General features: G+C 36.6%; 23 protein-coding genes and 1 riboswitch. Of the genes, 15 read left to right on the plus strand and 8 right to left on the minus strand.

What is annotated here, in order from left to right:
* Positions 1 to 28: 28 nt before the first annotated feature.
* A complete protein-coding gene (locus V1L66_RS03035; RefSeq protein ID WP_333005894.1) occupies positions 29 to 2,023 on the minus strand; it encodes a catalase in 1,995 nt (664 codons plus the stop codon).
* A 152-nt stretch (positions 2,024 to 2,175) separates the two neighbouring features.
* Here V1L66_RS03035 and V1L66_RS03040 point away from each other — a divergent pair, with 152 nt between their 5' ends.
* From V1L66_RS03040 to V1L66_RS03065, 6 genes are all read left to right on the plus strand, one after another.
* Positions 2,176 to 2,610 (plus strand): MarR family winged helix-turn-helix transcriptional regulator, encoded by a 435-nt coding sequence (locus V1L66_RS03040; RefSeq protein ID WP_036076013.1) that lies wholly within the window; start codon positions 2,176 to 2,178, stop codon positions 2,608 to 2,610.
* Between the two features lie 49 nt (positions 2,611 to 2,659).
* On the plus strand, positions 2,660 to 3,643 hold the full coding sequence (locus V1L66_RS03045) for a ring-cleaving dioxygenase (protein ID WP_258859701.1): 984 nt from the start codon (positions 2,660 to 2,662) through the stop codon (positions 3,641 to 3,643).
* A gap of 70 nt (positions 3,644 to 3,713) precedes the next feature.
* On the plus strand, positions 3,714 to 4,331 hold the full coding sequence (locus tag V1L66_RS03050; protein WP_016993716.1) for a nitroreductase family protein: 618 nt from the start codon (positions 3,714 to 3,716) through the stop codon (positions 4,329 to 4,331).
* Between the two features lie 63 nt (positions 4,332 to 4,394).
* The gene (locus V1L66_RS03055; RefSeq protein ID WP_016993715.1) at positions 4,395 to 4,937 is read left to right on the plus strand and encodes an NADPH-dependent FMN reductase; all 543 of its coding nucleotides are present in this window, start codon (positions 4,395 to 4,397) and stop codon (positions 4,935 to 4,937) included.
* A 127-nt stretch (positions 4,938 to 5,064) separates the two neighbouring features.
* On the plus strand, positions 5,065 to 6,459 hold the full coding sequence (locus V1L66_RS03060) for an ATP-binding protein (protein WP_175400776.1): 1,395 nt from the start codon (positions 5,065 to 5,067) through the stop codon (positions 6,457 to 6,459).
* Entirely contained in the window at positions 6,437 to 7,138 is a 702-nt protein-coding gene (locus V1L66_RS03065; RefSeq protein WP_333005895.1) for a response regulator transcription factor, read from the plus strand. The genes V1L66_RS03060 and V1L66_RS03065 overlap by 23 nt, the downstream gene beginning before the upstream one ends.
* A gap of 40 nt (positions 7,139 to 7,178) precedes the next feature.
* Here the strand turns inward: V1L66_RS03065 and V1L66_RS03070 are convergent, their stop codons facing one another.
* Positions 7,179 to 7,748 carry a YdhK family protein gene (locus V1L66_RS03070; protein WP_258859698.1) on the minus strand — a complete coding sequence of 190 codons (570 nt, stop codon included), beginning with the start codon at positions 7,746 to 7,748 and terminating at the stop codon, positions 7,179 to 7,181.
* A 104-nt stretch (positions 7,749 to 7,852) separates the two neighbouring features.
* Entirely contained in the window at positions 7,853 to 8,449 is a 597-nt protein-coding gene (locus V1L66_RS03075) for a biotin transporter BioY (RefSeq protein ID WP_016993712.1), read from the minus strand.
* Positions 8,450 to 8,594: 145 nt separating this feature from the next.
* A riboswitch (cobalamin riboswitch) is annotated at positions 8,595 to 8,783 on the plus strand.
* Positions 8,784 to 8,928: 145 nt separating this feature from the next.
* On the opposite strand from V1L66_RS03075, the gene V1L66_RS03080 reads away from it, so the two are divergent.
* Genes V1L66_RS03080 through dapF form a run of 3 tightly spaced genes read left to right on the plus strand, consistent with a single transcriptional unit; the run spans position 8,929 to position 11,682 of the window.
* Positions 8,929 to 9,975: an iron ABC transporter permease gene (locus V1L66_RS03080; protein ID WP_036076018.1), complete on the plus strand. Its 1,047-nt coding sequence runs from the start codon at positions 8,929 to 8,931 to the stop codon at positions 9,973 to 9,975.
* Positions 9,976 to 9,980: 5 nt separating this feature from the next.
* Entirely contained in the window at positions 9,981 to 10,766 is a 786-nt protein-coding gene (locus tag V1L66_RS03085) for a heme ABC transporter ATP-binding protein (protein ID WP_016993710.1), read from the plus strand.
* 58 nt (positions 10,767 to 10,824) lie between these two features.
* Positions 10,825 to 11,682 carry a diaminopimelate epimerase gene (gene dapF / locus V1L66_RS03090; protein WP_333005896.1) on the plus strand — a complete coding sequence of 286 codons (858 nt, stop codon included), beginning with the start codon at positions 10,825 to 10,827 and terminating at the stop codon, positions 11,680 to 11,682.
* Between the two features lie 82 nt (positions 11,683 to 11,764).
* Here the strand turns inward: dapF and V1L66_RS03095 are convergent, their stop codons facing one another.
* From V1L66_RS03095 to V1L66_RS03105, 3 genes are all read right to left on the minus strand, one after another.
* Complete coding sequence (locus V1L66_RS03095) at positions 11,765 to 12,079, minus strand: multidrug efflux SMR transporter (RefSeq protein ID WP_016993708.1); 315 nt, start codon at positions 12,077 to 12,079, stop codon at positions 11,765 to 11,767.
* Positions 12,079 to 12,432 (minus strand): multidrug efflux SMR transporter, encoded by a 354-nt coding sequence (locus tag V1L66_RS03100; protein ID WP_016993707.1) that lies wholly within the window; start codon positions 12,430 to 12,432, stop codon positions 12,079 to 12,081. Before V1L66_RS03100 ends, V1L66_RS03095 begins: the two co-directional genes overlap by 1 nt.
* A gap of 74 nt (positions 12,433 to 12,506) precedes the next feature.
* Positions 12,507 to 13,085 (minus strand): TetR family transcriptional regulator, encoded by a 579-nt coding sequence (locus tag V1L66_RS03105; RefSeq protein WP_333005897.1) that lies wholly within the window; start codon positions 13,083 to 13,085, stop codon positions 12,507 to 12,509.
* 190 nt (positions 13,086 to 13,275) lie between these two features.
* Here V1L66_RS03105 and V1L66_RS03110 point away from each other — a divergent pair, with 190 nt between their 5' ends.
* The 4 genes from V1L66_RS03110 to V1L66_RS03125 all read left to right on the plus strand — a co-directional run bounded on the left by V1L66_RS03110 (position 13,276) and on the right by V1L66_RS03125 (position 16,894).
* Complete coding sequence (locus V1L66_RS03110; RefSeq protein ID WP_333005898.1) at positions 13,276 to 13,446, plus strand: hypothetical protein; 171 nt, start codon at positions 13,276 to 13,278, stop codon at positions 13,444 to 13,446.
* Positions 13,447 to 13,517: 71 nt separating this feature from the next.
* Positions 13,518 to 14,684 carry an endonuclease Q family protein gene (locus V1L66_RS03115; protein WP_333005899.1) on the plus strand — a complete coding sequence of 389 codons (1,167 nt, stop codon included), beginning with the start codon at positions 13,518 to 13,520 and terminating at the stop codon, positions 14,682 to 14,684.
* Between the two features lie 109 nt (positions 14,685 to 14,793).
* Positions 14,794 to 16,419 (plus strand): S-layer homology domain-containing protein, encoded by a 1,626-nt coding sequence (locus tag V1L66_RS03120; RefSeq protein ID WP_333005900.1) that lies wholly within the window; start codon positions 14,794 to 14,796, stop codon positions 16,417 to 16,419.
* A gap of 106 nt (positions 16,420 to 16,525) precedes the next feature.
* Positions 16,526 to 16,894 carry an ion channel gene (locus V1L66_RS03125; protein ID WP_036076026.1) on the plus strand — a complete coding sequence of 123 codons (369 nt, stop codon included), beginning with the start codon at positions 16,526 to 16,528 and terminating at the stop codon, positions 16,892 to 16,894.
* Between the two features lie 48 nt (positions 16,895 to 16,942).
* Here V1L66_RS03125 and V1L66_RS03130 read toward each other — a convergent pair whose 3' ends face one another.
* Both V1L66_RS03130 and V1L66_RS03135 read right to left on the minus strand, forming a co-directional pair.
* Positions 16,943 to 17,230 carry a DUF2653 family protein gene (locus V1L66_RS03130; RefSeq protein ID WP_004224435.1) on the minus strand — a complete coding sequence of 96 codons (288 nt, stop codon included), beginning with the start codon at positions 17,228 to 17,230 and terminating at the stop codon, positions 16,943 to 16,945.
* The gene (locus V1L66_RS03135) at positions 17,218 to 17,682 is read right to left on the minus strand and encodes a hypothetical protein (protein WP_036076029.1); all 465 of its coding nucleotides are present in this window, start codon (positions 17,680 to 17,682) and stop codon (positions 17,218 to 17,220) included. Before V1L66_RS03135 ends, V1L66_RS03130 begins: the two co-directional genes overlap by 13 nt.
* A 184-nt stretch (positions 17,683 to 17,866) precedes the next feature.
* Here V1L66_RS03135 and V1L66_RS03140 point away from each other — a divergent pair, with 184 nt between their 5' ends.
* Both V1L66_RS03140 and V1L66_RS03145 read left to right on the plus strand, forming a co-directional pair.
* On the plus strand, positions 17,867 to 18,883 hold the full coding sequence (locus V1L66_RS03140; RefSeq protein ID WP_036076030.1) for a YdcF family protein: 1,017 nt from the start codon (positions 17,867 to 17,869) through the stop codon (positions 18,881 to 18,883).
* Positions 18,884 to 18,955: 72 nt separating this feature from the next.
* A complete protein-coding gene (locus V1L66_RS03145) occupies positions 18,956 to 20,242 on the plus strand; it encodes a tetratricopeptide repeat protein (RefSeq protein ID WP_333005901.1) in 1,287 nt (428 codons plus the stop codon).
* The last annotated feature ends 143 nt before the right edge of the window (positions 20,243 to 20,385 follow it).

The raw sequence follows: 20,385 nt of genomic DNA on the forward strand, positions 1-20,385 counted from the left end.
TGATAGAATCAGTTAGCTGGCTTTTCATTCATTTACATTCTCGTACCCAATGTCGATATTTAGCAAGGGCATGAACAAAAGATTTTGGATCATTTACAACCCCATTTTTATTAGCAATAGGCTGTAAAAATGAAACATTTTTCGTATAACCTATTGTTTTACAGTGTTGATAGGCTTGTTTAATAAACTGTTCTGCTTTTGATTGTTGAGAGGAATCCTGAAAAGCTCCTGTAACATAAACCCCATCATAAAGAACGGAGGAGGTTGTAGCAAATGTTTCGTGAATTTCATAGCCGCTTACTATGCCTTGTTTATTACTTACTAGTTCAACTACAATATCTTCACTTAAAAATGTAGCAATTAGTTCATTTAATTTTTCACTACTATTTTCTGTAACAATTATGGCTACTTTATTAGATTTGACACTTTCCTTTGCATTGATTACTTGGCTAACAGCAGGAGAAGTTTGGTGAATATGCGGTACTTCCACTTCTATAGGGGGAACTATACCAATTCGTTCAGCGATAGCTGAAGCAAGTGAATAACTGACATGAGCATACATGTCTACAACTTGTTTACGAATGGCTTTATTTTTTACTTTGCCAAGCTCAAAGCTAAAGGCATCGATAATATGCTTTTTCTCAATGTCTGTCATACTAAGCCAGAATAATCTTGCTTGTGAAAAATGGTCTTTAAAGCTCTCACTACGTGCACGTACTTTATGCCCTTCAACTTTTTCTTCATAATGCTTGTATCCACCATCTGCTTCAGAAACAGGGTGTGGTGTATTATTGGCTAAGGAATTTTTATGGTAGCTAACTTGTCCCACATTAATGGTTTGTCGGCCATAGCCATCTCGTTGGTTATTATGAAATGGACAGATTGGTTTATTTATAGGAAGCTCATGGAAATTAGGTCCTCCTAGTCGTATTAACTGTGTGTCAGTGTAGGAGAATAAGCGACCTTGTAATAAAGGATCATTTGAAAAATCAATGCCAGGCACAACATGGCCGACATGGAATGCGGCTTGTTCCGTTTCTGCAAAAAAATTATCCACATTTTTATTCAAGGTCATTTTCCCAAGGATGCGTACTGGAACCTCTTCTTCGGGCCATATTTTCGTGGCATCAAGAATATCGAAGCTAAATTTGAATTCATCTTCAACGGGAATAAGTTGAACACCGAGCTCAAATTCTGGGAAATACCCACGTTCAATCGATTCCCATAAATCTCTACGATGAAAATCAGGGTCTTTTCCAGCAATGATCTGTGCCTCATCCCATACTAGTGATTTTACCCCAAGTACAGGTTTCCAATGAAATTTAACAAAGTGGGCTTTTCCTTCGGCATTGATAAAGCGATAAGTATTAACACCAAACCCCTCCATCATTCGATAGCTTCGTGGAATCGATCTATCTGACATATGCCACATAACCATATGAGCAGACTCCTGATTATTTGCAATGAAATCCCAAAATGTATCATGGGCACTTTGTGCTTGGGGAATTTCGTTATTTGGTTCAGGCTTTACAGCGTGTACAAAATCGGGGAATTTAATAGCATCTTGAATAAAAAATACAGGTATATTATTTCCAACTAAATCATAATTACCCTCTTGTGTATAAAACTTAGTAGCAAAGCCGCGTGCATCACGAACTGTATCTGCAGAGCCTTTAGATCCTGCAACGGTAGAGAAGCGGACAAAGACAGGGGTTTTAGTTCCTTTTCCATTTAAAAATTGAGCTTTTGTAATATCACTTGCGCATTCATATGTTTCAAAAATTCCATGAGCGGCTGAGCCACGTGCGTGTACTACTCGTTCAGGAATTCGTTCATGGTCAAAGTGAGTCATTTTTTCACGGAAATGAAAATCCTCTAGTAAAGTAGGTCCTCGCTCACCTGCTTTTAGTGAATGTTCATCTTCCGATATTTTTAATCCTTGATTGGTTGTGAGAGGTTGATCTTTATCACTTACTCGGAATGCTTCTAGCTGTTGTTGTTTTTGATTGACATCTTTTTTCATTTAGAATCCTCCTTTATAAGTTACAACTACCTTCTACCCGAACGAAAAGATGGCAAACATGAAGAAACAAATTGTTTGCTGTTTAAAAATGAATATGTTACTATTATCTCGAATTAGAGATAATTAAATTCGAAATAAAAAGAGGGAGTCGTATGAAGCAAAACAATCGTAACTTAAAAGCATTTACGGTCTTGTTCCGAGCATATCAAACGATTCAAGATGCAACTAAAAGAGATTTACTTCAATTCGATTTAAATCAAACTGAATTTTCTGTTCTTGAATTTTTGTATCATCATGGAGAACAACCAGTTCAAATGATTGGTAAAAAAATATTAATTGCAAGCAGTAGTATTACCTATGTGATTGATAAACTCGAGCAAAAAGGCTATGTATATCGTAAGGCATGTCCAAGAGATCGCCGTGTCACGTATGTATTATTAACGTTTGAGGGACAGGTTTTGATGGAGGAAATATTCCCTAAGCATGAACAGAAAATAAATGAGATATTCGAAGTATTGGAAGCTCATGAGCTGGACAACATGATTTTATCACTTAAAAAAGTTGGCAAGAACGCCGCTAACCAATAAAAATTTTATATATATCTCTCGATATCGAGATATATAGAAGGAGCATATTATGAATCATTTAAAAGGTGTACACCATGTAACGGCTATCACAAGTAGTGCAGAAGAAAATTATAAATTCTTTACCTATGTTTTAGGAATGCGTTTAATTAAGAAAACAGTGAATCAGGATGATATTCAAACATACCATTTATTCTTTGCAGATGATAAGGGTAGTGCGGGTACAGATATGACGTTCTTTGATTTCCCTAATATCCCAAAAGGTGTACATGGTACAAATGAAATTTCAAAGACCTCTTTCCGTGTACCAACGGATGCTGCTTTAGATTATTGGATAAAGCGCTTTGACCGTTTAAATGTGAAGCATACTGGTATGAAAGAACAGTTTGGTAAGAAAACACTATCTTTCGTAGATTTTGATGATCAACACTATCAGTTAATTTCTGATGAGCACAATACAGGTGTGGCAGCAGGTACGCCTTGGCAGAATGGCCCCATCCCACTTGAGTACGCTATTACAGGTTTAGGACCAGTTTTTGTCCGTGTCGCTAATTTTAAATACTTTAAAGATGTGTTAGAAAAGGTAATGCTCTTTACAGAGATTGCAGAAGAAGGAGACTTTCATTTATTTGAAGTAGGTGAGGGAGGAAATGGCGCCCAGATTATTGTCGAACACAACACAGTGTTACCTGTTGCTCGCCAAGGCTTTGGTACTGTTCACCATGCTGCCTTTCGTGTAGAGGATCGTGCTGTATTAGATGAATGGACTGCACGTTTCGAAAGTTTTGGTTTCCACACTTCTGGCTATGTAAATCGTCATTTCTTTGAATCATTGTATGCACGAGTAGCTCCGCAGATTTTATTTGAATTGGCTACAGATGGTCCAGGATTTATGGGCGATGAGCCATATGAAACATTAGGAGAAAAACTGTCATTACCACCGTTTTTAGAACCAAAACGTGAACAGATTGAAAGTCTTGTTCGTCCGATTGACACTGTAAGAAGTTCCATTATGTTCGATAAAGAATATGAGTAACACAATTTCATCCAGTTGGGAAAGAAAAGCTCCACTGGATGCATACATAACTGTATTGGGGGATAAAAAAATGGAATTTTCCAAGCTGATTGATAAGCGTCGCTCTGCTAATAATTTTATCAAGGACGTTAAGATGACTGAAGAAGATATACGCCCTATTTTGGAGGATGTTAAGCTTGCCCCTTCAGCATTTAACTTACAGCATGCTAATTATATTGTTGTACTTGATGAGGATATGAAAGAAAAGGTAAGAGAGGCGGCATATGGTCAATATAAAGTGCATTCAGCTTCGGGTGTAATTCTTGTACTAGGTGACAAGGAAGCATATAAAAATACTGCTGAGCTAAGTCAAGGTATGGTGGATTTAGGCATAATTACTGCTGGCGAACTAGAGGATATTGTAGCAGAGAATACAAGTTTTTATGAGGATCGCGGTGAAGGATTCATGAAAGATGAAGCCATTCGAAATGCTTCTTTGTCTGCTATGTTATTCATGCTTGCTGCGAAAAATCGTGGTTGGGACACTTGTCCAATGATTGGCTTTGATAATCAGAAAATGCGTGCGCTTTTCAATGTGCCAGAAACACATGAAATAGCCTTAATGATTACTATTGGGAAAGAAAAAGAAAGCAGTCGTCGATTACGTGGCTATCGTAAGCCAGTTGAAGAATTTGCCATTTATTATTGAAATGGTATAAAATACAATAGCTATACAAATACTATGAATAATGTACACTTAGGAGGAAACATCATGAAAGTAGTAGCAATCGTAGGTAGTATCCGTAAAGAATCTTATAATATGCAATTAGCTCAATTTATTCAAAAACGTTATACAGAAAAGTTAGACCTTGAAGTATTAAGCTTAAAGGACCTACCAATGTATAATCAAGATATTGAAAATGAGGCTCCACAAGCAGTTCTTGATTTTAAAGGAAAAGTAAAAGCTGCAGACGCTGTACTATGGGTTACACCAGAGTATAATGGTACAGTTCCAGGGGTTATGGTCAATGCCATTGATTGGCTATCTCGTGTAGATAAAGTAATGATTGGCAAACCATCCATCATTATGGGTGCATCAATGGGGAACTTAGGAACTGTAAAAGCACAATTACATTTACGTGATATTTTATTCTCTCCAGGCATTAACTCACCATTACTTAGCGGCAATGACGTTTATATTGGTGCTGTTCACACTAAATTTGATGAAGAAGGCAATTTAACTGATGAAGGTACAGTGAAATTCCTTGACGTAGTCATTGATAACTTCTTAAGTTGGGCAAAAAAATACGTTTAATTAAAATCTAACCCATAAGTATACAATATACTTATGGGCATTTTTTGTTTGGAAAGATGCTACTTCTGCATGAAATCTTCACACTTTCAAGATATACTTTTAAGAAATTCTAAAATGGTGGTTAAGGATGAGAAAATTATCATTAAAGCTTGGGATTATCTTTTTCATCACATTGTTTTGTATTGAAACATTTATGATGTTTTTTTTGCATGTTTCCCTGACGAATTCTAGAGTGGAAGAGGAACTAGAGCGTTTACAAGCGAGAGGAAATTCACATCGTACTATATTAGAACAGAACTTCAATAATGAAACACTAGCACATGTCGTTCTTATGGAATCAGAAGCAAGTACAGATGTCGTGGTGACTGACCATTTCGGGACAATCCTTGCATCCTCACAGCCACATCAAGAAATCAGTGATCTGATTCGTGAAATAGAGGGGGAAATACCTTATGAAGGAAGGGTTTTACAAGACAATTGGCAAGAAGTTAAAGCAATTGCGACTATAAGCCCTATTCAAAATCAGCAAGGAACGATTGGCTATGTATTTATGTTTCAAAATACCGATTCCATCCATGCATTAATGAAACGGCTGAATAAGCATTTTCTCATCGTGGGTATTGTATCTGGTCTAGTCAGTATTGCAGTCATTGTTGTTCTATCTCGTAAGCTGGCTAAGCCACTTATTCAAATGAAAGAGGCTACATTGAAAATGAGTAAGGGTGATTTTACAGTTGCTCTTTCTACGAATGGAAAAGATGAGCTTGGGGATTTATCAAATGCTATCCAGCTTTTATCCAATGATTTAAATCATCTAAGGCAAGAGCGTAAGGAGTTTTTATCGAGTATTGCACATGAGCTTCGTACACCGCTAACTTTTATTAAAGGCTATACAGACATTCTTGCTAAACGGGATTTAACAGGGCAAGATCGTCAAAAGTATTTAGCTATTATAATAGAAGAAACAAATAGACTTTCTAGATTAATCAAAGATTTATTTGATTTAGCGAAAATGGATGAAAACTCATTTGTAATTGAAAAACATTGCTTACATTTAGAGCCATTTTTTACAAGCATTGAAGAAAAATTAAGTCCCGCTTTTCAAGATAAAGGTATCTATTTAGTTGTACGTTGTGATAATGGCTTAACACTATGTGCAGATGAAGCAAGACTTGAGCAAATTCTGATTAATCTATTAAATAATGCATTAATCTATTGTGCACCAGGAGATATGACTACAGTCACTGTAAAACAAGACAGTGGAATTTTAAGCATCATCGTTGAAGACACAGGGAAAGGAATTCCAAAGAAGGATTTACCGTATATTTTTGATCGGTTTTATCGAGTGGAAAAATCACGTAGTCGTGCTTTAGGTGGATCTGGACTTGGGCTTGCTATTGTTAAGGAGCTAGTACAAGCACATGGGGGAGAAATAAAGGTTAGAAGTGAAATAAATAAAGGGACTACTTTTGAATTATCATTTAAAGGAGTAGAAATGAATGAAAACGATTTTATGCATTGATGATGAACCAAGAATGTTAGATTTATTAACCCTTTATTTGGAACCACTATTTAATTGTAGAGCAATGTCTTCTATACAAGAGGCATTGGATTTTTTAGAAGAAGAGCATGTGGATTTAGTTCTTTTGGATATAATGATGCCAGAGATGGATGGGTGGCAGGTTTGCCAGGAAATTAGGAAGTTTTGGGATGTTCCGATCATTATGCTTACTGCAAAAGGAGAACAAGCTGATATTGTAAAAGGCTTAAACCTTGGTGCTGATGACTACATTTTAAAGCCTTTTGATGAGGAAGAGTTGTTAGCACGAATACATGCTGTATTAAGAAGAACAAAATCTGAAGAAAAAGTAATTAACTTTGAAGGGCTTTGTTTAGATAGAGAGTCCTTTGAAGTATATTTTCAACATAAGGCAATTCCATTAACACCAAAGGAATTTGCCATGCTCGCCCTTTTTTTAGATTATCAAAATAGAGCATTTTCTCGAGAACACCTTATTCATGCCGTTTGGGGATATGATGTAGCGATTGAAGATCGTACCATTGATTCACATGTACGTAATTTACGAGAAAAATTAAGAAAAAGTGGTTTTCCGGCGGATGATTACTTGCAAACAGTTTGGGGCATCGGCTATAAATGGCATAAGTCTGCTAATAGAAAGCAAATGGAGCATAAAAGCTAGAAATTACCTCTACCAGAATTGAAGGTAGAGGTTATTTCTATTATTTTGGGCTAAGCTCTTCTTCTGTTACCCATTTATGATTTGTTACGGCTTCACCATTTGTAGTGGAAGTATAATCAACCATATATACAGTTGTTTGCACAGCCTCGTCAATAAGGACAGTCGCATTTTCCATACCTTCCATATGTGCTGCGTCCGTTTTTATTTCTGTTCCAGGAGCCAGTGGTGCTTCTTGTGGGTCAATTAATTCTTCATGAATTACCCACTTATGCTTTTCTATTCGCTTTCCACCAGATGTAGGCTCATAGGAAATAACATAGGCAGTTGTATTATAGGCACCTACTATTGTTGCTTCGGCCCCTTTCATACCTTCCATATGTCCATCTGTAATTATGGCTGTGCTCCCTACAGGAAATTTCGGATTCTCAGCTTTTTTTAATGTTACGGGTACTTCGCCAGAACTTGAATGATTCATTGTAGAATGATCCATTTTTTCAGCAGCTTCATTAGAAGTGGATGCAGGTTTTGTTTGCTCCTCAGTGCAAGCCGATAAACTAATTAGAGCGACTACTGATAATAGTCCGACTGACCATCTTTTATTGAATTTCATATGATATCCTCCTCACTCTTTGCTCCTAATGTAGCAAATAAATGTGCAGAAACGATGGATATGATCTATGAAAAACATCTGGCACAAATAGGTGAGAAGATATGCTATTGAATGGGCATGATCTTCAATGTTTTTTGTAATCTATAGGCGAAGACACCAGCAAAAATAGCTAAAATAATATCTTTTGGTAGAGGAGGAATCATCCAAAGCCAAGCGAGCTTATATGAAAAATTCTCTGGTGCACTTGCCCAAAGCTTGTATGCAAAAAACATCCAATTTGTTCCTATCAAATAATTTATCGCTGTTGCTACCAAAGCAGCTACGATAAAGCTTTTCTTTGTACCGCTTCGTTCAACAATCAACCCTGCAACAAATGCCGCTAAAATAAATGTAATTATAAACCCAAAGGTTGGGCTTAAAATTTGGCCAATTCCACCACCGAAACGAGCAAAGACAGGAGCTCCTGCCAATCCTACACACATATAAATTGTACAGGCGAGCGCACCTTTTCTACTACCAAGAATAAGTCCTGCTAAAATCGCAAAAAAGGTTTGAAGCGTAATGGGTACACCACCAACTACCATAAAAGGTGCAAAGGACGTGATATTAGCACCCACCATCATTAGCGTTGAAAATAATCCAATATAGGTAATGTCAACAGTTCTTAACTTATGATGACTATGTTGCGTAACGGTTGCCATGAATTTCACCTCGTTTTATAAGTTATTACTGTTAGTGTAAAAAACGAAAGTAGTTGTGTCAACTTTATAATTTAAATAAGTTAACTCAATTGCTTGAAGTAGACTATCTATCTATAAAAATGTATGATAGAATCGTCACAATTTTATAACTTCAAATACTATTGGTGTGATATTTTTGAATATCACTTAAAAGGGAAGTCGGTGGAAGTCCGACGCTGTCCCGCAACTGTAACGAGGAATCCTATAATATGATTTGCCACTGTTTAAGAATGGGAAGGCAATTATAGGATAGTGAATCGAAGCCAGGAGACCTGCCATTTAGTAATACCTGTAATGCCCACGAGGATGCAAGCAATTACGGACAATAGCTGGATATTTTTCTGACTTTGTTTAATCTAGGGTATTTCTATGCGCACTTTCGCATGGGATACCTTTTTTTATTGCTTCATTCATCAATATTCAGTAGGAGATTAAAACAGATGAATAAAAAATTTATGTTATTTTCCTTCGTACTTTTCATGGTTTTAATTGTTTCAATGACCTTTGCTGTAATGGTTGGCTCAGTTTCAGTTACACCGTTATATGTCTGGAAAGTGATTCTCTCTAAAATACCTTTTATACAAAATGCGATTGAGCAAGATTGGAGTCGCTCTCAGGAAATCATCATCTGGCAAATAAGAGCACCTCGTGTTTTGCTAGCTGCTATAGTAGGAGCGGGGTTAGCCATTGCAGGCGCAGCCATTCAGGCACTTGTACGTAATTCCATAGCAGACCCGTATATTCTAGGGATTTCTTCAGGGGCAGCTGTCGGAGCTACTTCTGTGATTATTTTAGGAGCCTTTTCATTTTTAGGTATTTACGCTCTTTCAGTATCCGCATTCCTTGGTTCATTACTTGCCATAGTACTTGTCTTTTTCTTATCACGTGTTGGGGGACGTGTCTCTATTTTCCGCTTGCTATTGGCAGGTATGGCTGTGTCCTTTATCTTAACGGCTATCTCTAATTTTATTTTAATGATGTCAAAGCAAGAAGGAGCCTTAAAGGCTGTTATGTTTTGGATGCTAGGTAGTTTAGCTGGAGCCAAATGGAATAATATTGTGATTCCAGCTTTCGTATTCTTTGTTGTTTTTGGGCTACTGTGGCTACATTATCGCAATTTAAATTTACTATTACTGGGAGAAGAAGCGGCAGTGACATTAGGCGTTAATCTTCAGCAATTCCGTATTCAGTTAATACTACTAGTATCTCTATTAACAGGTGTGCTTGTCGCAGTTAGTGGTTCTATAGGTTTTGTGGGATTGATTATTCCGCATATTGTGCGATTAATTGTGGGCTCAAATTATAAATACGTGATACCTATTAGTGCTTTAATAGGTGGAATATTCTTAGTGTGGGCAGATGCCTTTGCTCGAATCATCATTGCTCCCCAGGAAATGCCAATTGGTATTATTACAGCTTTTTGTGGAGGACCATTTTTCATTTGGCTTCTCCGTCGTAACAACTATTCATTCGGTGAAGGAGATTAATTTCAATGACATTAGAAGCGAAACAAGTATCATTCTCCATTTACGATCAGCGTATACTACATGATGTAAGCATTCAAATAAAAGAAAAGCAATTTGTTGGATTAATAGGTCCTAATGGGAGCGGAAAATCAACATTGTTAAAAAATATGTATCGTCTGCTAAAACCTGAAAGCGGTAAAGTAGTATTAAATGAGCAAGATATATTAAAGCAATCAAGTAAAGCTATTGCGAAAAATTTGGCTGTTGTAAGCCAAGAGACACCCGTATTATTTGATTTCACTGTGCATGATTTAGTCAGTATGGGAAGAACGCCACATAAAAAGCTATTAGAGCTTGATCAAGAGAAAGATTTTCAAATTGTTAAAGATGCTCTTAGGCAAACGGGCATATCGCATTTAGAGAAACGAAGCTTTAGTTCGCTTTCTGGTGGCGAGAAAAAGCGTGTCATGGTTGCAAGAGCACTTGCTCAACAAGCACAGGTATTAATATTAGATGAGCCAACGAATCATTTAGATATTCAACATCAACTTCAACTTATGGATTTAATTCAGACCTTGCATTTAACCGTCGTAGCTGCTTTACATGATTTGAATATTGCTGCTATGTATTGCGATCAAATTTACGTTTTACAGCAAGGGCGAATCGTTTGTCATGGTACACCAGAGGAAGTGCTTACGCCAACAGTGCTGCAAGATGTATTTGGTGTTTTTGCGGATATTCAAACACATCCAATGACAGGGAAGCCGTATCTTACATATGTTCCTGAACAATTCACGAAAAAGTTTAGCTAAATATAGAAAAGCAAGATCTTCTATTAGATACATAAAACATCCTTTAAGGAGTGACTGTATGCAAATAGCTTTTACGAAAATGCATGGTACTGGCAACAGCTATATCTATCTTGATCTTTTCCAATATGATTATAAGGAAGAGATCTTTAGTGAATTGGCTCAAAAAATAGCCAATGTTCATACAGGTATAGGCTCAGATGGGTTAATTATTATCCAGCCATCCAAAACTGCTGACTGTGGTATGCGTATTTTTAATAAAGATGGCTCTGAGGCGACAAATTGCGGTAACGGTCTTCGCTGTGTTGCTAAGTATATCTTTGAGCGTCATATTGTGCGACAAGAGCAGCTTATGATTGAAACGAAATCGGGCATTATGCTGGCACAGGTAGTGGTGCAAGACGATAGCGTAATAGAAGTGATTGTCGATATGGGCAAACCTCTCTTATTGCGCAAAGACATTCCGATGTTAGGAAACCCAAATGAGCTTGTCATCAATGAGATATTTCCTTTACCCCAACAATCTCTTTTGGTAACTGCTTTGTTTTTGGGCAATCCGAATACTGTAGTTTTTGTGAATGCGATCGAGCAAGCACCATTAAGAACATTAGGCGGTATTATAGCAAACGATATGAGATTTCCTCATCGTAGCAACGTTGAATTCGTTGAGGTTGTTCATGCGAAAGCTTTAAAATGTCGAGTTTGGGAACGAGGCACGGGTATAACAGAGGCCTGTGGAACAGGTGCTTGTGCAGCGGTAGTGGCTGCTATATTAAATGGTTTTTGTCAGAAGGGAGAAGAGATAGTAGTCCAACTTAGTGGTGGTGACTTAGTCATACGATGGGCTGACAATGACCATATCTGGATGCGTGGTCCTGCAGAATTTATTGCGGATGGAATTTATGAGTTTTTATCTTAATTACGCCAATACTTTTTCGCAATGCCATATTAAATTAAAGGACGCCACTCTGAAATCGGAGGCGTCCTTTATTGTAGAACCATTAAGATATTGCTTTTAAGCCTGCTACACCTATGATAATCGCTAGGATACTGATAATACGTGATAGATTTTTGGATTCCCCAAAGAAAATGATATTTACAAGTACAGCTCCAACAGTACCAATTCCTACCCAAACAACATAGGCAATACTTAACTGTAAATAGTTGAAGGATGCATATAAAAGGGCAAAGGACACACCAAAACCACCAATATATAAAATTAAATTTCGTAATGTTTTATGCTGACTATAAAAGCGTAAGCCGATTACACCTATAATTTCAGACAATGCAGCTAAGATAATAAACATCCAACCCATTATACATTTGCTCCTTTCGTTTGATCCTGCTCTTTAGCGGAATTATCTGCTAACTTTAGACCAATTACACCTAATACTAAAATAAACATAAACAGTCCTTTAATGGCATTAAACTCACCATCGAAAATGAAAATATCCATTAATGTAGTACCGATTGCACCTGCTCCGGCGAAAATAGCGTAGACTGTTCCAGTAGGTAAGCTTTCACAAGCCTTTGATAAGAAGTGAAAATCTATAGCAATGATTGTCACAATAATTATCCAGTGCCACCATGTGCTTGCTACGTTAAAGCCAAATACCCAAAGCAATTCAAATAAACTTGTTAATACGACGTACATCCATTCTTTTTTCATAATTAAAACCCTTTCTATTAGGCAATTAAATGACTGACATTCAGTCATTTTTAAAGTAAAAGAGAACGTCACTTTTATGGGTGACGTAGGCCAAGTGCATGATATAGGAAGTCGATAAGCTCAAGCTTGAGCAATTTCATTGTTTCATCCTTACTATCATCAAATAAATAAATTTGTTCCGCAGCAGATTCAATTAGACCAATCATCAGTTTAGCAGAACGCGTTGGATCAATAGAATCACGTATCATTCCCTGTTGCTGACCAGATAATAAGAAATGCCTCATCCAGTCATAATAAGGTGCATAAATATTTTCCCATTCTTTTAAATGCTCAGTTTGCGCAATACCTGCATAAATAAGTGCAACGATATCTCCATAATCTTTCGTGATTAAAAAAATCATTTCCACAACCTCTTCAAGTTGTTGTTCAAAAGGCTTATGATTTGAAATACCTTCATCTAAGGTAGCGATAATTCTTTCTACCATATTTTTTGCAATAGCAGGCATAACAGAAAGGCGTGATGGGAAATAAAGATAAAATGTTCCTTGAGCGATCCCAGCAGCTTTAACGATATCTGAAACCTTTGTTTTTTCAATACCTTTTTCTCTGAAAACCTCAATGGCGGCTTGAATGATTTTTTCTTCCTTTGACATGCAATCCCTCACTTTTGCCTTACTTATTTAGTATGTTACAGAATAAGAAAAACAATGTCAATATAAAAATGACTGATAGTCAGTCATTTTTTGTTATTCAATGTTCATTTGAATAGCCAATAACACAATGATGCGAAGGAGTATATTTTCTATATTTCGGGGAATTTTAAGATTGAAAGGATTGATGAACATGAACGAAATTAAGTTTGCACAATTAGACAAGCAGCAACTTGAAAAAATTAATGAACTTGAAGAAAAGATTGGTGTAACATTAGTTGCCTATGATCCTTCCTCCACACCATCACAGGGTTCTGGCGCTTTTGAGTCAAATAATAGCACTACTACAAATCATCCATCATAATGAAGTGAGAAATGCCTTGCAGTAATGTAAGGTATTTTCATTTTATAGACGTACTAAAAGGAGTGTTTGAATTGAAAGAATTCTATGCGGATTTACATATTCATATTGGACGTACTTCTAGTGGAAGGGCTGTGAAAATTACTGGCAGTAAAACGTTAACATTAGCACGAATTTTAGAGACGGCTAGTGCAAGAAAAGGATTAGACATCATTGGGATCATTGATTGTCACTCCCCTGAAGTAATCGAAGAAATGGTGAAGATGATTGAACGCGGAGAACTGAAAGAACTAAAAGAAGGTGGTCTGCAATTTCAGGAAACAACTTTGATTCCCGGATCGGAGATCGAAATTTATGATCAACATTGTCATGGTCCTATTCATGTGCTTGCTTACTTTCCTACACTAGAGCTCATGAAGCAGTTCTCAGACTGGATGTCACAGCATATGAAAAATATCCATTTAAGTTCACAGCGCATTTATTGTGACGGCCAAACTTTGCAGCAAAAGGTGCATGAATTGGAAGGTATTTTTATTCCGGCACATGTATTTACACCATTTAAAAGCTTGTATGGCAAAGGGGTTTGTCGAAGTTTAACTGAAGTCTTTGATCCGCAGCTTATCGATGGCCTTGAATTAGGTTTAAGCTCTGATACAAATATGGTAAGTCATATTAAAGAATTACAAGCATATACATTCGTTAGCAATTCTGATGCGCATTCGCTTGGGAAATTGGCAAGAGAGTATCAAAAGTTACGATTAGCAGAAGCGAATTTTGCAGAATTAAAAATGGCTCTGCATGATCAGCATGGACGAGCAGTAATTGCCAATTATGGCCTAAATCCTCTTCTTGGCAAATATCATCAAACAGTTTGTGCAAAATGTAGTAAACAGCTAAGTAAAGAAGCTACCATTTGTACACAATGTGGGAGTACTCAAATTATAAAGGGAGTAGCTACCCGTATACAGGAGCTATCTGAAGACTTTCCCAATAAGCGAAATAGACCACCTTACATTCATCAGGTACCACTTGATTTCATTCCAGGTGTTGGTCCTAAAATGATGGAACGTTTAATCGAAGCATTTGGCACAGAAATGAATATTTTGCACCGTGTAACAGTAGACCAGCTTGAGCAAATTGTGCCACATAAACTAGCTCAATTAATCGATTTAGCGAGAACGGGTCAATTAGCTATTGAAGTTGGTGGAGGTGGAATTTATGGAAAGATACAGGTTGACTAGATAAAAAATGAAAAGTTTCAAAAAGATTGGTGTAATTTAACCTATTTTTAACGCTCCTCTAGTAAAATAGTGAAAACAATGATTATTTTATAAGCGGAGGAGACAGTAAATGCGATTATCGAAGAAATTTCGTTTTTTAGCCTCAAGTATATTGGCTTTGCAATTAGCTATACCTGTAGCAGCTAATGCAGAAGAGGTACAAGGTGACCATATAGCACCAAGCTGGGTTGTACAAACCGATTATGTAGCACTTGGTGATTCATTAGCACATGGGATGAATGAAATAGGTGTAATTGGATTAGGCTACACCGATTTTATTGCACAGGCTTTACAGCAAGACGGCTTCCTTACTTCCTTTAATAAGGGTTTTGCTATGTCAGGCTACACAACTAAAAATGTTTTGGCGGATCTACAAAATGATGTAGCAAAAACAGTGACTGGTTTTGGTTATAAAGAGGAGCAGGCAAAATTACGAGCTTCTATAAAAGAAGCTGAAATCATCACATTAACAGCTGGGGCAAATGATTTACTGCCAATATTAAAAGAATCTCAAGCAACGGGTATTGACACTGTGGCTATTATAAAAGCTACTAAAGAAGCTGTATCGAACATTGCTACTATTCTATCGGAAATCAAAAAGATTAATCCAAAAGCTGAAGTATATGTGATGGGTTATTATAATTCCTTCCCATACTATAGTGAGAGCTTACAAAATCAATTTAAACTGTTATTAGCTACCTTGAATTCAACAATCAAAACAACTACTGAAAAAGCGGGCGCTATTTTTGTTCCTACATATGATGTTGTTGCAAAGGATGTTGCCAACTATCTACCAAACCCTGAAAATATTCATTTAAGTGAAGCTGGTTATTTAGCGGTAGCAAAAGAAGCATTTTTACCAATTATTAAAACAAGCTCTTTATGGGATGTAACGCAGGCCATTGGAATAGATGTAAAAGATCGTACAACTGTTGAGGTTAGCTGGCAAGAAGCGACAGATAATGTAGGCGTAGCAAATTACCATGTCTATGTGAATGGAAAATTAACGTCAACACTAAATGCTGATACTACTAAAATTACGCTCAAAGATTTATTAGAAAATACAACCTACAATGTATCCATCAAAGCAATTGATGCTGCTGGTAATGAAAGTGTTCAAAATCCTACAGTTACTTTCACTACGAAAGGAACAGTTAGCTTTACAGATACACAGAATCACTGGGCAAAAGAGTATATTCAAAAAGCCGCAAATACAGGTATAATGAATGGCTATACAGATGGGACATTTAGACCTGAAAGCAGTGTAACACGTGCACAAGCTGCAGCTATTCTTGTAAGAAGTTTAGGCTTAACTACAGAAGAAAAAGCACCATTTACTGATATCGCAAATTATGATGCAACAACTCAGTCCGAAATAGCGGCAGCATATGTACATGGTCTTATTAAAGGGACAGATGGGAAATTTAAGCCTGGACAGCCTGTGACACGTGTTCAATTAGCTGTAATGATTCATCGCGCCTATGAACAGCAATTTAATCAGCCATATATTGCAAAAGGCGATGTGCCATTTGCAGATGTCGCTTCCTATAATGCAGAAACAAAACATGCAATCACAATGCTTTATGAGTTAGGAATCGTGACAGGGAATGGAGGGAAATTTGCACCTGAAGCTGTCACAACAAGAGGTCAAGCAGCTAAAATATTTACAAACCTAAGTCAGCTATACATTCAATAATAATTAAAAGGTAGGGGTACTGTCACCTCTACCTTTTGACGTTTTTGTAAAAAACGAAGTATAGTCTAACTATGCTGTTGAACGTCCATAGATAAAGGAGAATGGGATGCTGTCATTTATATTATCCGCTAAAAGATTACTAAAAGGCTTGTGGAGGGCCTTTAAACGTCCACAGTTCCTATCATTATTTACTACACTGTTTTTAATCATTCTATCAGGAACTTTATTCTACAAGGGGACAGAAGGGTGGTACTGGTTGGATGCCATGTATTTTGCTGTAGTAAGCTTGATTCCAACAGGGGTTGAAACAGGACTATATCCAACAACGACTTATTCTAAAATATTTACAATGATTTATTTGATTGTTGGTACAGGAGTAATGTTTATCATGTTATTAATGCTGGGACGCTCTATCGTAGATTTTTCTCTTAATGAAGAAGAAAAAGATGAGGTTAAAAAACGTTTGAAAAAGTAAGATAGCAGTACAATGAATCTTTTGGACGATTCATTGTACTGCTATTTTTTATGATAGTTTGGCAATAATGCCTTCTTCGTCATCTAAAACAAGCTCAATCCCTGTCGAGAATGGATCACCATGTAGAACATCCTTGATCCAAACACGTAAGGCACCAATCATGGCTGCTGTATTAAGCACCTCGATTTGTCCGTTGACTTCAACCTCTGCCCCAAAGCCTGCATCATCCTCGTAAGTCAATTCAACTAGAACATCCTCGGGGCGAATGTTTTGATAGTAGGCTTGAGATAAGCAAATAGCATTAATAATATCTTGTTCGTTGATTATTTGTGCCATTGTGCTTCCTCTTTACGCTTTTTATCTTTAAACATATTCATTATCTTCACCACAAGCATCACAATAACAACAATTGCTGCTACATTAATAAGTAAACCTAAAATATTCCCCAGTATGCCCATACCACTAAATAGACTACCAAATAATAATCCAGCAAGCCCGCCAAGCATTAATCCCTTCATCAGGCCGCCTGAGAAAAAGCCACCTTTTTTAGTAGTATCTGCTTTATTAGTAGATGTTGAGTTGTTTTTATTTGTTGTTGCATTGTTTTGATCTTTAGTAGTATCCTTCGATTTTTGGATATTCGAGCTATTATTATTGTTAGAGAAGCCCTTTTTACCCGATTTATAGGATTTAGCTTCTGCGGTTGGCGTATCAGAAATGAATAATGTTGCACCAACAGTCGAAAATATCAGTGTCGCTGCAAAAAGAGCGGCAAGAATTTTTTTCATTACATACATTCCTCCAATATAATTTTTAATCTAATCATAAACTAGTTCTTATATAGTAATATTACATGAACTATATTAAAAAATAAAACAAACGCTTTCAAAAATTGAGCTATACCAAAAAATATGGACAAATAGTGGCAGATGTAATGATTGGATAAATTATGCAATAGAAAGGAGTGAAAAGATGCTACTAACTTTATCGATCTTCATCATCATTTTTTTCATTTTCTACCTAACAGAAAAAAGGCGCTTTCTCAACGCGGTAATCCTTGGCCTGATAGGTATATTTATTATTAGAGCGCTTATTATTCATTATCCATTATTGCTGCCAAATGATCAGGGGATTATTTCCGAAATGGGGATATTTATTATATTAGGAAGCTTTCCAAGTATTATGTTTATTTTATCGATAGCCATGTTTTTTAATAGTAAAGTATTATTGGAAAAAGAAGGGCGCAAATTTCATAATTTAATGTTAGCCATATTGGGGCTAAGTTTTGTTATTATGATGATATGGTATGTATTCGTCATTTTTATTCAAATTGAAAATGTATTTTGGCATATTCTTTTCTTCTATGCGTTTTTGATTTTTGGCTATACCATGTTCTTATACACGAGTGTCCTTGCTTACTCAACGTTGTATCATTTTACACCTATCCGTTATGAACCAAATTACATCATTGTATTAGGCTCAGGGTTAATTGGCGATAGGGTACCTCCACTTTTAGCAAGTCGTTTAGATGAAGCAGTAAAGCAATATATAAAGTATGAGAAGAAGCCTTTTATCATTGTTTCTGGTGGTCAGGGAAATGATGAAAAGGTATCTGAAGCATTTGCAATGAAACAATACTTAATAGAAGTTCATCATATTCCAACTGACAAGATTCTTATTGAAGATCGTTCAGCCAATACAGAACAAAATATGATCTTTTCAAAGCAAATAATGGACCACCATTCTCATGGGGTGAACTATCGTTCCATTTTTGTTACGAATAATTTTCATGTGTTTCGTGCAAGTATTTATGCTAGGAAAGCAGCACTAGATGCCGAGGGGATTGGCTCAAAGACAGCATTTTACTATGTTCCTAATGCATTCACACGAGAATTTATAGGTTTATTAGTAATGTATAAATGGACCCATGTCACAGTCTTTTTAATTATTACGCTATTCGTAGGCTTACTATTGAGAGCATATGTGTAACCAAACTTCAACTGTCTTCCATATAATAGTGGTAAGACAGTTTTTTTACATAGTGTGCAGGGGAGGAAAATAATGTACGAGCAAATTTTAGCCAAGCGAAATAAAGAACGAATAAATACCCTACAAAGTCTTACACAAACTCAAGATCCGTGGTTTGCTCAAAATATAAAATTGCTTACATTCGCTGAAGTTAACCTGACAGCCTTGCAGAGGATATTGTATCAAGTAGTACGGGGGTTATTAAAAGAACAGCAACAGCGTCATTTGCAGATTGTCCATACAGTGCAATCTCAATCGATTCAGGAAAATGTATTAACGCTGTTAGCAGAATATGATGATGTCTTGCGCGATGCTATCCCCCAGCCTATCTATATACTCATTTGGCAAATTTCTTCGCTAGAAAAGTTAAAAAACAGTATAGAAGTAGTGGATGATGTGCTTGATATTGTCGAGTGGTATTTTCGTCATCAAGAGGAACAAGTCGCTATTTTAGATGAAGAGGAATTAGATCATGAGCTCATTATTGATTTGTATAAAGAGGCGGTTGAAGAGCAGGATGGGGATGCTCAATATCAACTGGGAGAATACTATAATTCTAGAGAGGGTAAACATTTTCAACCTGAAAAATCATTGAAATGGTTCGAGCTAGCTGCTGCCCAGGGAAATGCAGATGCTCAATATATGCTTGGGAATTTTTGCTTTGGGGGCATAGGTGTGGAGGAGAATTATTCCCTAGCCTTTTCCTACTATGAAAAAGCGGCTTTGCAGGGACATGCGGATGCTGCCAATAATTTAGCGGATATGTACTTTAATGGTGAGGGCGTACCAACGAATTATACATTAGCAAAAAAATGGTTTGACTATGCTGCACAAAAGAATGTCGCAGAGGCAATGTTTACGTTAGGAATTATGTATGAGCAGGGGTTAGGCGTTGAGGTAGATGCAGAAGAAGCATTTAATGCCTATAAAAAATCCGCTGAGGCAGGGTATGTGGAAGCACAATATCGACTTGGCGGAATTTATTTAGAGGGGCGCTTAGGGAAAGCGAAAGATGTCAATCGTGGCCTATTTTGGTATGAAAGAGCTGCGGAACAATTTCATGTAGATGCCTTTTATGACTTAGGTTATATATGGAGTAACGGGCTGGCAGGAATACGCAATATCGAAAAAGGTATCCATTGGTTTAAGCAGGCAGCACTTCAAGGAGATGTGGATGCCAAGTTACAGTTAGGGCATATTTTTAATAAAGATCCAGGAATAGATAGAAATCTGAAAGAAGCTATTAAATGGTATAGACTTGCAGCAGATGCTGGCTCCGAAGAAGCGACTAAAATATTACAGGAACTTAAAGGATTGTAAATTTAGTGTTAAAAAAATATAGGTTTTTAGAATTATTTATATAGCTATAGTTAACGAAACTTTTGGTCTAAAAATGATTACTGTGATGGGTATGTAGATAGATGTTGATTGAGAATGAAAAATATTAATATAGTGAAATTTAA

Origin of the sequence: Lysinibacillus sp. IITD104 (assembly GCF_036698265.2) — a bacterium.
Taxonomy (GTDB): domain Bacteria; phylum Bacillota; class Bacilli; order Bacillales_A; family Planococcaceae; genus Lysinibacillus; species Lysinibacillus boronitolerans.